9 protein-coding genes are annotated in these 13,276 nt (G+C 37.9%); 3 read left to right on the forward strand and 6 right to left on the reverse strand.

Annotation, left to right across the window (positions count from 1 at the left end):
- The first annotated feature begins 76 nt into the window (after positions 1-76).
- A complete protein-coding gene (locus QPK98_RS00570) occupies positions 77-2,101 on the forward strand; it encodes a ComEC/Rec2 family competence protein (RefSeq protein WP_310991070.1) in 2,025 nt (674 codons plus the stop codon).
- Positions 2,102-2,127: 26 nt separating this feature from the next.
- Here QPK98_RS00570 and QPK98_RS00575 read toward each other — a convergent pair whose 3' ends face one another.
- From QPK98_RS00575 to QPK98_RS00590, 4 genes are all read right to left on the reverse strand, one after another.
- On the reverse strand, positions 2,128-2,661 hold the full coding sequence (locus QPK98_RS00575; RefSeq protein ID WP_310991071.1) for a thioredoxin family protein: 534 nt from the start codon (positions 2,659-2,661) through the stop codon (positions 2,128-2,130).
- An 86-nt stretch (positions 2,662-2,747) separates the two neighbouring features.
- Positions 2,748-4,859, reverse strand: coding sequence for a peptide MFS transporter (locus QPK98_RS00580; protein WP_310991072.1), 2,112 nt, complete (start codon positions 4,857-4,859; stop codon positions 2,748-2,750).
- Between the two features lie 143 nt (positions 4,860-5,002).
- Positions 5,003-6,406, reverse strand: coding sequence for a peptide MFS transporter (locus tag QPK98_RS00585; protein ID WP_310991073.1), 1,404 nt, complete (start codon positions 6,404-6,406; stop codon positions 5,003-5,005).
- A 27-nt stretch (positions 6,407-6,433) separates the two neighbouring features.
- Positions 6,434-8,614: a S9 family peptidase gene (locus QPK98_RS00590; RefSeq protein ID WP_435373083.1), complete on the reverse strand. Its 2,181-nt coding sequence runs from the start codon at positions 8,612-8,614 to the stop codon at positions 6,434-6,436.
- Between the two features lie 259 nt (positions 8,615-8,873).
- On the opposite strand from QPK98_RS00590, the gene QPK98_RS00595 reads away from it, so the two are divergent.
- Entirely contained in the window at positions 8,874-9,500 is a 627-nt protein-coding gene (locus tag QPK98_RS00595; protein ID WP_310991074.1) for a class I SAM-dependent methyltransferase, read from the forward strand.
- Positions 9,501-9,585: 85 nt separating this feature from the next.
- A complete protein-coding gene (mgtE, locus tag QPK98_RS00600) occupies positions 9,586-10,902 on the forward strand; it encodes a magnesium transporter (RefSeq protein WP_310991075.1) in 1,317 nt (438 codons plus the stop codon).
- Between the two features lie 24 nt (positions 10,903-10,926).
- Here mgtE and QPK98_RS00605 read toward each other — a convergent pair whose 3' ends face one another.
- Positions 10,927-11,841, reverse strand: coding sequence for a dimethylarginine dimethylaminohydrolase family protein (locus QPK98_RS00605; protein ID WP_310991076.1), 915 nt, complete (start codon positions 11,839-11,841; stop codon positions 10,927-10,929).
- Between the two features lie 133 nt (positions 11,842-11,974).
- Positions 11,975-13,261, reverse strand: coding sequence for a citrate synthase (locus tag QPK98_RS00610; protein ID WP_310991077.1), 1,287 nt, complete (start codon positions 13,259-13,261; stop codon positions 11,975-11,977).
- Positions 13,262-13,276 lie beyond the last annotated feature (15 nt).

Consider the following 13,276-nt stretch of genomic DNA (forward strand, 5'->3'; position numbering starts at 1 on the left):
GTTTTAGATAGAAATATTTTCTATCTTTAAAAGATTATTCCTCAATTGATTTTAGGTTTCACTTAAAGTCTGAGGTATGAAGTTCATTAACTTTGCCATTGTCAAGTTCGCTTTTTTTCTGGTGTCGGGGATACTGACAGCACACTTCTTCCCTATTTCTACATTTATATTACCTTATATTTTTCTCTTATTTGTGGGAGTTGTTATATTTTGGTTTTGGGCTCGCAAGCAACTAATTCAAAACCTATACTTCGGAATTATAACCTACCTCTGCTTTTTCAGCATAGGTTATACTAGTTATCAAATGTGCTTGTCAGACTTTAAACCAGGGCATTATTCAACTTTAAACTTGAGCGACTCTCCAGAACTAATTGAGCTTAAAATTAAGCAGGTTTTAAAGCCAGATAGGTTTAATCTAAAATATATAGCTGCCGTTAAGGCTGTAAATACAACTTCTACGCAAGGCAAAATACTTCTTTATCTTTCAAAAGATTCTCTACAACAAACACTTCAACCGGATACTGTCATACTCGTTCATGCCTCAATTTCCGATATACAAAAGCCGTTAAACCCGCATCAATTTGACTATTCAAACTATATGAAAATGTTAGGCGTTTTTGGTGCGGTTCGGGTTTCAAATACAGCTATTTTAAAAAAAGTACAGGGCAGGCCTACACTAAAAGGAGCTGCACAAAAACTTCGTAAATCTATAATAGCAAAACTCAGAGAAACAAAGCTCAAAACAGATGAACGCGCCATAATACAAGCGTTGGTTCTTGGCGAGAAAAAAGATATAGATCAAAGGCTTTACAAGGAGTACGCCGCAGCCGGTGCTGTGCACATTTTAGCCGTTTCTGGACTTCATGTTGGCATTATTTACATTATACTCGCATTTCTTCTTAAACCACTATCCAATTGGAAATACGGTAAATTCCTCCATGTTATCTTGATTGTACTCCTACTCTGGGGATTTGCACTGCTTTCGGGTTTATCGCCATCGGTTACACGGGCTGTGACCATGTTTAGCTTTTTTGCTCTTGCCACACTTTTTAACCGCGAAACAAATTCAATCAACACGCTGTTCCTTTCGTTTTTAACGCTTTTAATAATCAATCCCTTCCTATTGTTCCAAGTTGGGTTTCAGCTTAGCTATTTGGCTGTATTTTTTATTCTCTGGATGCAACCACAACTCTTTAAATTTGGTTATTCAAAATACTGGCTATTGCGTAAAACATGGGCAATAATTACAGTTACCCTTTGTGCTCAAATTGGTGTTTTGCCATTGAGCCTTTATTATTTTCACCAGTTTCCGGGTTTATTTCTACTCACGAATATTGTGGTTTTACCGTTCCTGACTATTTTGATGTGCGGTGGAATTTTAATTGTAGTCCTAGCGCTGCTAAACAGTCTGCCAGATTGGATAGCTGAAGGGTATAACACAATGCTTGAAGGGCTAAATGCATTTATCCATTGGGTTGCAATCCAAGATAAATTTTTAATTACAGACATTTCCTTTTCCGAATTAAAACTAATGGGAACATATCTGCTTATCATTACACTGGTTTTATTTTTTAAGAAAGCCGAATATCGAAATTTAGTTTTTGCTCTCTTATCAGTCTCCGGACTTATAGCAATAAGTATTTACGACGAATATAGAACTTCGGGAAACCACTTGGTTGTTTTTCATAAAAGCAAACAAACTCTTCTGGGGCACCAAAGCGGTAGCAACTTAACAATTTTTACTAATGACTCAAATGAAACTGTTTTTGAAACTTATCCCATACAATCTTTTAAGATAGAAAGAAATATCAGATTTCATACAATGAAAAAACTGCCCTATATATTTCGATATAAGAACAAGAAACGATTAATTTTAGACAGTTTAGGAGTTATTCCGAAGCAAAAAAATATTTATACGGTGCTTTTGACGCATAGCCCTAAAGTAAACCTCAACCGTCTGATTGATAGCTTGGCGCCAGCTGAAATTATTGCAGATGGTAGTAATTACCACAGTTACGTAAATAGATGGCAAGAAACCTGTAAATTAAAAAAGCTCCCGTTTTACCATACTGCAAAACACGGAGCTCTTTCAATAAAATAGACTGAATATGAAACAAAAAAACTATTCTAGAATGTGTGTTTAAAATCTTTTTGATACTTTTCCCAAGCTTCGGCAGTGGTAACTTTTAGGTAATCATCGGTATGGATCATTTTCAGAAAAACCTCCAATTGCTTCGGGGTTCTATATCCTGGAACTGCCTGAATAAGATCGCCATTTTCGCGAAAAAACGCCAAACTTGGGTACGCATTCACCTTTAAGGCATGGGCAAATAAATGCTGCGAATTTCTTCCTTTTCTATCTGGGTTATAATTGGGGTTGGTATAAACAAAGTCCTGATACTCTATTTCTTCTGTTCCTTCAGCATTAAATTTAACGGCATAGTAGTTTTTATTCAGATATTCTATCACCGATTTATCGCTAAAGGTATTCCGATCTAACATCTTACAAGGGCCGCACCAAGTAGTATAAACATCCATAAAAATTTTCCTAGGCTCGTCTTTTTGCGCTTCCAAAGCTTCGTTCATGGTCATCCAATTAATGCTCTGAGCGTTTATTGCACCCATGGTAAACAGCAAAGCAAGCAGTAAAATATTCTTCATAAAATTTCTCTTTATAAATCCAAATTTAGTAAAACAAAAAACGTTCCACAAAAAGGGAACGTTTTTATTATATCGTGTATTGTGTTTTAATCTACACCTTTCATCAGTTTTTTAATTGGCCTATTAACTGCTATAATCAATAAACCGGCTAGTATGGGCACTACTGTAAAAATCAGGAAGAATGTAGAAAGCGAGTATTCTTCGCGTATATTCTCCAATTGACCTCCCAGTACCGCGGCAAATTTATTACCAATAGCAATTGCCAAATACCACATACCAAACATAAATGCAATCATTCGGGCGGGTACTAATTTACTAACGTAAGACAGTCCTACGGGCGATATACAGAGTTCTCCGAAGGTATGGAACAAGTAGGCTAATATAAGCCAGATCATACTCACTTTTACGCCATCGGCCACACCAAAACTTCCGAAAGCAAGCATTCCGAAACCACAGGCTAGTAAAATTAAACCAATACCATACTTCTGCGGGGCCGAAGGATTGTATTTACTTTCCCACCATTTAGAGAATAAACTGGCAAATGCAATAATAAAGAAGGAGTTTAAAATACTAAACCAAGAGGCCGTTATCTCTACCCAATGGTTTTTCACCTCCGTTACCGTTGCTTTTACCACTCCGCTGTCTCTACCCAATCTAGCAGCGTTTTCATTGGCATCTTCCAGACGTTCTGGGGTAAGGTAACCAAACTTATTAAAGCCTTTGTCTTTAGTTATTATATTAATTTCCTGACCTTCCTTAAGATCGCTAAAGGCTTCACCAATAACCATTTTCTTTCTAAAGACATCATTATCTATCTCGTCAATATTTTGTTCTACGGAAACGGGAGCATCTAAGAAAACCAGGTCGCCATTTTTAGTTACTCGTTGTTCTCCGGTGTCCTCATCAATAACTGCTACTTTTTGGGCATTGAATTCAACTTCGTAGGCTGTAGTATTAAAATCTCGGTTTAGCATAAACAACACCACACCCCAAATTCCGATAAAACATATAATTAAAACAATGTTAGATCCGGGAATTTTTCCATAGGTTCTTTTAGCCAATAGAAATAATACGTACGAGACAATCCCCAGCGGGACAATGGTAAGCAGAGCGTTTACAACATTAAAAATAACGGCAGCATTACCTATGAGTTCTCTATCAATATAATCACGTGCAAATAACACTAGTGAGGTTGCTCCTTGTTCAAAACCAAGGAAGAACAATACCGTAAAGAATGCAAAGACAATCACGGCATACATTCTATTTCGTACAACCGGTGCATAGCGACTAATACGCGTAAGCACGAGGTATAGGAAAAGTATTAAACCAATAAGAACTACTACATATTGACCTTCTATACCCTGAACTTCAAAAGGGAACAAGTTAAAATTCGCAATTTTAGACAAGGGATCATTTATTGCGTAAGCCAAGCCAATTATTGAGGTAATTACGATTAATATTTTATCTAATGACGTAAAGGGATTATACTTAATCGCTTCCTTTTCATTGTCTTCATTCACTTCTTCTTCCTCGGTATCGCGCTTAGAGGGAACATCACCTATTTTACCAAAAAGTGGTTTTGCCAACCAAAACTGTAAAGTACCTAAGAGCATAAATACGCCGGCAAGTCCGAAGCCCCAAGACCAACCTACACGCTCGGCCAAGTAGCCACAAAGCATCATTCCGAAGAAAGCTCCAGCGTTAACCCCCATATAGAAGATGGTATAGGCACCGTCTTTCTTTTTGGGTAAGTCTTTATACATTTCAGAAATTATAGAAGTCATGGTAGGTTTAAAGAAACCGGTACCAACAACCAAGAGACCCAGCCCCATATAGAGCCAAAACTCGGTTTCTACCGCCATGGCAGCATGCCCTAAAGTCATAATAATAGCACCAATAACCACCGCCCAACGATAGCCAGTGAGTTTATCTGCGATTACCCCTCCAAGTATTGGTGTAATGTAAAGCAACATGGCATAGGTACCGAATAAAGCACCTGCATTTTCTGCGGTCCACTCCCAACCAGGATTGTACCCCACAGCAGCCATGGTTAAAAAATTAATAAGCAGCACGCGCATTCCATAAAAGGAAAAGCGCTCCCACATTTCTGTAAAGAACAAAACGAACAAACCTGCTGGGTGTCCTAAAACTTTACTTTTAAAAAACTCATCATGCTGAGTTGAACTAACTGTTGCCATATTCAATTTTTAAGTGTTAATTTCTAATTTCCGTATCGGCTACTTTTTAAGCTTTCACATTTACTTACCTCTATCGTATTCGCCACAAAGAGCAATGCATTTAATTGCTGTGAGCATTCGAGGAATAAATAGGTGAAAACATGTTATTTTTCGTCATTGATATCTGGATTTGCAAGATCATAAGGTTCTTGCTCCAATATTTCAGCTTCATTGTCTTCAGCACCGTGTGTAAGCTTTTCCAATTTCTTTCTTACTAAAAGCACCAATAGGCCAAAAACAACACAGAAAACTGCAATCCCAGTAAATACGGTAAACTCTCCTAAATCGGATGCCGATTCGCCCAAGAGGCCTGCAACTTTGTTTCCTAAACCAGTCATTGCGAAAAATATACCCATCATCAACGATGCGTATTTTAAAGGAGCCAATTTAGTGATATAAGAAAGTGCTACTGGAGAAAGACAAAGCTCCCCAATGGTATGAAGCAAATATGCCAGCACCAACCAGTACATTGCAGACGAGCCATCAACTTGAAATTGTGCGGCTGCACCTGTCATAAAGAAGAATCCAAGCCCCATTATGATCAATCCAACACACATTTTAAACAAGGAAGAAGAAAGCTTTCCTTTTAATTTTCGTTTAGCCCAATACCCGGCAACGATAGTTCCGAAAATAATGATAAACATAGCGTTTAGGGATTGAAACCAAGAAGCAGGAACTTCCCAACCCATCAACATACGATTGGTTTTTTCAGAAGCATAAATATTCATCAAACCACCTGCTTGCTCAAAAGCACCCCAAAATACAATCACCAATAAAAAGGAAATAAACAGAACAATCATTCTATCCTTTTCAATTTTATTAAGCGGTCGTTTCATAGCGGCCTGCTCTTCCGGATCAATAGATTTGCTAGTGTTGTTACCAACATATTTTAAATGTTTCTGTCCTAACAAATATTGAAGTAACCCAAGCCCCATGCCTATTGCAGCAAGACCAAAACCGTAGTGCCATCCGTAAGTTTCGCCTACATAACCCACGATAATACTCGATAAGAAAGCACCGACGTTAATACCAATATAAAATATGGTAAAACCTTTATCTCTTCTAATGTCGCCAGGTTTGTAAAGACCACCCACCATTGTGGAAATATTGGGCTTCAACATCCCTACACCGGCAACAATAAGCCCAAGCCCTGTGTAAAAGGCCCACATTTGTTCAATAGATAAAATTGTGTGCCCAGCAACAAGTAATATTCCTCCTACGAGAACGGATTGTTTTTGTCCTAAAAATTTATCTGCAATCCAACCTCCAGGAATAGAAGCCACATAAACAAACATCGTATACCATCCATAAACCGAAAGCGCCTCAGCATTAGTCCAGCCCAGTCCTGGATTACCACCATTTACTTCTGCAACCAAGTAAAGTACCAAAATAGCACGCATTCCATAATAGGAGAAACGTTCCCACATTTCGGTGAAAAACAGAATATAAAGTCCTACCGGATGGCCAAATAGTTCTTTTTGTTTTTGATATTGAAGTGCATCTGACATAAGTATATATATTTATTATAATTGTATTTACAAGTTATTCTTGATGAAATTGGTCATTAACGTATAGAGGTGCAATCTTGTATTGCCTCCGTAAATGCCGTGATTTTTGTCTGGATATATGCGCCAATCAAACTGTTTATTGGCCTGTACCAAGGCTTCTACTAAACGCATTGTATTCTGAACGTGAACATTGTCATCAGCACTTCCATGCACCAATAAATATTCTCCTTTAAGTCCATCAACGTGGGAAAGAGGTGAGTTTTCATCATATCCCGAAGCATTTTCCTGCGGCGTTTGCATATAGCGCTCGGTATAAATACTATCGTAAAAACGCCAGCTTGTTACCGGAGCAACAGCAATTGCCATTTCAAAAGTATTTGGAGCTTGAAACAAAGCGTTTGACGACATAAAACCGCCATAACTCCATCCCCATATTCCAGTACGCTCAGCGTCAATATAAGGCAGCTGCCCCAGTTTTTGGGCAACGGCAATTTGATCTTCTACTTCGTATTTCCCCAGCTCTTTTTGGGTCATTTTCTTAAAATCTCTTCCTTTAAATCCAGTTCCGCGGCCATCTACGCATACCACGATAATATCTTGTTGATTGGCAAGCATTTCATGCCAATAGTCATTTCTTCCCATCCATCGGTTTCCAACGCTTTGTGAACCTGGGCCAGAATATTGATACATAAAAAGTGGGTATTGCTTTGTTTCATCAAAATCCAAAGGCTTGATCATATACATATTTAAGTCTTCCCCATTAATTTTTATGGTTGAAAACTCTTTGGGTGAAATTTTATAGGAAGCCAGTTTATTTTTTAAACCTTCATTGTTTTTTATCTCGCGAAGCATCTTCCCTTTTCTGGCTTGGTGAAGCGTATATACATAAGGAGTTTCCGCATTGGAGAATGTATTGATAAAGTAGGTGTAATCTGCGCTGAAAGCTGCACTGTTGGTTCCATTTTTTTGCGTTAATCGCACCTTGTTTTTTCCTGACGGAAGAATGGAATACACATCGCGGTTAATACTTCCGTTTTCGGTACTTTGGTAATAAACACGTCCGGTATTTTGATCAAAACCGTAGTATTTGGTCACTTCCCAAGGACCTTTGGTTACTTGAGCAAGCATTTTTCCGTTTTTATCGTATTGATAAATATGGTTAAAGCCATCTTTTTCACTGGTCCAGAAAAAACTATTGTTGTTTAAAAAAGTAAGATTGTCTGTAATATCAACGTAAGCGTCATCGGTTTCTTTTAAAATTAATTGCGAAGTTTGGTCTGCAACATTTACAAAAACGAGATCTACAATATTCTGATGGCGGTTGGTTAACTGAACGCTTACTAAATTATTCTCTTGCGTCCATAGCAATCTTGGAATGTAGTAATTGTTGTATTTTGAAAGGTCTACCTCGGCCGTTTTCTTGTTAGCAAGGTTGTAAATATGAAGCGAAACCTTTGAGTTTGCCTCCCCAGCTTTTGGGTATTTAAAAACCTCGGCGGTTGGGTAAAGCTCGTTGCCATACACGTCCATATTAAACTGAGGAACTTCAGATTCATCAAACTTAATGTATGCTAACTTATCCCCGTTTGTACTCCATTCAAAGGCACGTACAAAAGCAAATTCCTCTTCATAAACCCAATCAGTTATTCCATTTATAATTCCATTCTTTTCACCATCTTGGGTAATCTGTTCGGTTACACCAGACTTAAGATCTTTTATGTACAGGTTGTTTTGATATCCATAAGCTACCTTACTTCCGTCGTTATTAAAAGTGGGTTCTTGTATTTTATGAGTGGCGACCAATTTAAAATCCTTCGTCTTGATATCATAAACATAAAAAGTACCTAAGGAAGAACGGCGGTATATTGCTTCCCGATCTGTAGCAAACAAAATTTTAGACTCATCTTGGCTCAATTCATAGGAAATAAAATATTGAATTCCATCTAGGTTTTTACTGTTTAAAAGTGTGCTTACCTTCTCACCGCTTTTATAGTCGTAAACGTCAATTGTAGAAGTTCTATTGTTTCTATCAAAATTCAAGACGGCATATTCCTTACCGTTGTTTAGAGAACGCAGCTCATCAAGGCCCTCCGTACGGAAGGAACCACCGAAAATTTCTTCAAGACTCAGGTTCTTTTTTTGGGCTATAAGGCTATTGAATGCCGTTAAAAAAAGCAGTAGAACAGATAGGGGAATTATTTTTTTCAAAGTGTTAAAATTTTGATAGGCCAAGTTTACTAATTTTTTGTGAAAGTTCGGGTGGTTTTTGTGTTAAATAAGCCGAGAAAACCTTATTTATTCTAAATTACAATTAGTTACGAAGGCCTACAAAATACGCACTTCAGAAAGAGATGGATAGAAACATCTAAGATAACAATCAAAAATACACTTTATAAAATTTTTAAGAAATTATTTTGAAGGATTAAAATTCAGAAAACCTTAAACTGCAATTGCTATCTTTGTTGCTATGGAAAGTTTTGATCGGAAAAAACATTGGGAAAATATATACCAAACCAAAGAGCTCACGGAGGTAAGTTGGTTTCAGCCCACTCCCGAAACTTCGCTCGGGTTTATACAAGAAACAGGGGTACTAAAAAACGATAAGATTATTGATATTGGCGGGGGCGACAGCTTTTTAGTAGATCATTTGCTAGATTTAGGATATCAAGACATAAGCGTTTTAGATATTTCTGAAGCAGCAATTGACCGTGCAAAAAAACGATTAGGAGAACGCGCAAAACTCGTGAAATGGCTTGTCTCAGACATTACCAACTTCTGCCCAACTGAAAAATACGATTGCTGGCATGATCGTGCCGCATTTCATTTTTTAACCGATAAAAAAGAGGTTTCAAAATACGTGCAAATTGCCAAAGACAACATTACTCAAAATGGAAGCTTAATAATTGGAACTTTTTCAGATAACGGTCCTAAAAAGTGTAGCGGAATACCCATACAACAATACACTAGAAAAGAACTGGAGAAGTTGTTTTCAAATTCATTTCAAAAAATAGCGTGCAAAACAATAGACCATAAAACCCCTTTTGATACAATTCAAAACTTTGTTTTTTGTAGTTTTAAAAGTATAGCGCAATAAGTTGTGTATCTAATTTAGAAAGCGGGGCCTTATTCTCTTTTCAACCTGCAAATAGCTACCTTACACCTTCTTTAAATAAGCAGCCATGGTAAATTTTCAAAATCAACACCCAGCAGATATTGCTGAACGATTGAGCGAACTAGACAAGGACGAAAGAAACTTGTCTTTTTTAATGCTTTCTCCCAAGAAGAAAACCGAGGTTTTTCGTTTCCTGGAGCCTCCGATTCAGCTAAAAATCATTAAAGCGCTTGGCAATAAGGAGCTTTCAGAAGTACTCAACAATTTACCGCCGGACAATAGAACAAAACTCTTTGAAAATTTCCCGGACCACTTAATCAAGACCTCAATAAACCTGCTCAACATTGAAGAACGCGAGATTGCCCTAAGTTTAATTGGGTACAAAAAAGACAGTATTGCAAGGCTGATGACGCCTCATTACATTCAAACAAAAGCCAATAGAACAGTTGATGAAGTTTTAAAGCATATAAAAAAGGAAGGTAAAAAAGCAGAAACTTTAAACTTTGTTTATGTTGTTGACAAAGACAATAAACTGATTGACGACCTGAGAATTGGTGAGCTATTATTGGCAGAGCCCAAGACAAAGATTTCAGAACTTATGGATAGGCACGTTCTGGCAATAACGGCAACCACCCATATTGAGGATGCCGTAGATATTTTTGACAAGTATGATCGTTCGGCACTACCAATTATCACAGAAAGCGGTGTCTTGGTAGGTATCGTGACCTTTGATGATATTCTAGACGAAGTGCAGAACCAAACCACTGAAGACATTCAAAAGTTTGGTGGTACTGATGGTTTAGAAATGTCTTACACCCAATCAACTCTTATAGATCTTGTAAAGAAAAGAGCAGGTTGGTTGGTTATTCTCTTTTTTGGAGAGATGTTAACCGCCTCGGCCATGGGTTTTTTTGAAGGTGAAATTGAAAAAGCCGTTGTGCTGGCGTTATTTGTACCTCTAATTATTTCTAGTGGCGGTAACTCTGGTTCTCAAGCTGCCTCGCTAATTATTAGGGCAATGGCACTAAAGGAGCTCAAGCTTCGAGATTGGTGGTACGTAATGAAAAAGGAAATACTCTCTGGTATTTTACTCGGTACCATCCTCGGGACCATTGGGTTTTTACGAATACTTTTATGGCAAGAGACCGGCCTCTATGATTATGGCGAATTCTGGCTGGAAGTAGCGCTTAGCGTTTCGGTTTCCTTAGTATTTATTGTGCTCTGGGGAACACTTTCAGGTTCATTAATCCCTTTTATCCTCAAGTGGATTAAACTTGACCCCGCAACCGCCTCAGCGCCATTTGTCGCCACCTTGGTAGATGTTACGGGAATCATTATCTTCTTTTCTGTTGCCGCTTTCTTTTTAGCAGATAAGCTCTTATAAACTAGAAGTTATTCTAAAACCTGATTAATCTCGAATTAAAGGCATGGTAGAACAACGCAATAGCCCTTCTTGTTTCGCAATTTCGGAGTAAGGAACTTCTTCTACGGTAAACCCTTGCTCACGCAACCATGCATTAAGACGGGTAAAGTTTTTTTCTGAAACAACCACTTCGGGAGAAATAGAGAAAACATTACTATTCATATTGTACATTTCTTGTTTGTCAATATGGAAACAGTTTTCCTTTCCAAAGAAATTAACCAACCACTCATACTCTTCTTCTATTAAAAATCCTTCTTTATGGATAATAGCTTTGCCTTTTCCCAAGGGCTGAAAACAGCAATCTAAATGAAGCGCATTTTCATTAGCAACGGTATTGCTTTTTCGAAGGTTAAATGGTTTCACTTTTTTATTCGGAAACAGTTTTTGAAGGTGCTTTACTCCATTCATATTTGTGCGGGCCGTTATAAAACTGGGATAGTCTTCACCGTAATAAGTGCCCACAAAAATATAGTCGCCCCACGGCATTACATCTCCTCCTTCAATGTGTGCATCTTCGGGAAAGGTAAAGATTTTTGAAGGATCAATTGCTTCAATCACACCATGTATGGCATCAATTTCTTGGTCTCTGTCTTCAAGAATATTGGCTTTTATAAACTTATCTTCAATTACAAAGGCGATATCTCTTGTGAAAATTTGGTTGTAATCAGGTATTGAATCTGGCCGATATACCTTCACGTCATATTTTTCAAAAACAGCTGCTACTGCGGCCATTTCCTTCGTCATATCTTCATCTTTGGGATAAGTCCCTGCTTTTATATGTTCAGCTGATTTTGGGTCGTAGGTATCTTCCAACCTAGGAATTGGGCCATTACTATCTGCTCTGCCTAACACGACAGCACGTAGTCTAGAGACTTCGTCTTTAATATTCAATTGTATCATATCGCAAATATAAAAAAAGCACTTCAGTACAGAAGTGCTTTATATGTTTAAAAAAAATCAATACCGATAGCTATAAAGTTGTTCTAGCTAGATTTCAAGAAAACACCAGAAATTCGGCAATTGAAATAAAATATTATCTCTTTTCTGTTGGAATGAAATCTCTATGGGTTTTACCAGTGTAAATTTGTCTTGGACGCCCAATTGGCTCCTTGTTCAAGCGCATTTCTCTCCATTGTGCTATCCAGCCAGGCAGTCTTCCCAAAGCGAACATTGGGGTAAACATTTCAACCGGAATGCCTAAGGCACGATAGATAATACCAGAGTAGAAATCTACATTTGGATATAACTTTCTATCCACAAAATACGGATCTTCCAATGCTTCTTTTTCTAAGGCTTTGGCTATATCAAGCACATCATCATCAATACCTAGATCGTCTAAGAGTGCATCTGCCGCTTTCTTAATAATTTTGGCGCGAGGATCAAAGTTTTTATAAACTCTGTGCCCAAAGCCCATTAAACGGAATGGATCATCTTTATCTTTAGCTTTCGCCATAAACTTTTTGGTATCGCCTCCATCTGCTTTAATTGCTTCTAGCATTTCAATAACGGCTTGGTTTGCACCGCCGTGAAGTGGCCCCCACAACGCAGCAATTCCTGCCGAAATAGATACAAACAACCCAGCATGAGACGAGCCAACTATTCGAACTGTTGAAGTAGAACAGTTTTGCTCATGATCTGCGTGAAGTATCAATAGTTTATCCAAGGCCTCAAGAACAACCTGATTGGTATTGTACTCTCCGCTTGGCTTTTTAAACATCATTTTAAGGAAGTTGTCAACATAACCAAGTGAATCTCCACCGTAATCTAAAGGTAACCCCATTCGCTTTCTATAGGTCCATGCTGTTAACACCGGAAATTTACCAAGAATCTTAACGATAGCCTTGTACATATCTTCTTCGCTATCAACATTTACCGACGAAGGATTGAACGCCACCAATGCTGAAGTAAGAGAAGACAAAACACCCATAGGATGCGCAGATTTTGGAAATCCGTCTAATATCTTCTTTACGTCCTCATCAACATGAGATTGTGCTTTTATATCGGCATGAAATTTATCAAGCTGTTGTTCAGTTGGCAAATCACCAAAAATAAGAAGGTAGCACACTTCCAGAAAATGGGCTTTTTCGGCTAATTCTTCAATAGAATATCCTCTGTAACGCAACACGCCTTTTTCTCCATTTAAAAAGGTTATTGCACTTTCACAAGCACCTGTATTTTTATAACCAGGATCTAGCGTTACAATGCCGCCCGTATCTGCCCGAAGGCTCTTAATTTTTATTCCTATTTCATTCTCAGTTCCTTCCACAACGGGAAACTCGTGCTTTTTACCATCTATTTCTAGGGTTGCCATCTTTGCCATATATTAATGTATTTT

This window comes from Aequorivita marina (genome assembly GCF_031631895.2).
GTDB lineage: Bacteria > Bacteroidota > Bacteroidia > Flavobacteriales > Flavobacteriaceae > Aequorivita > Aequorivita marina.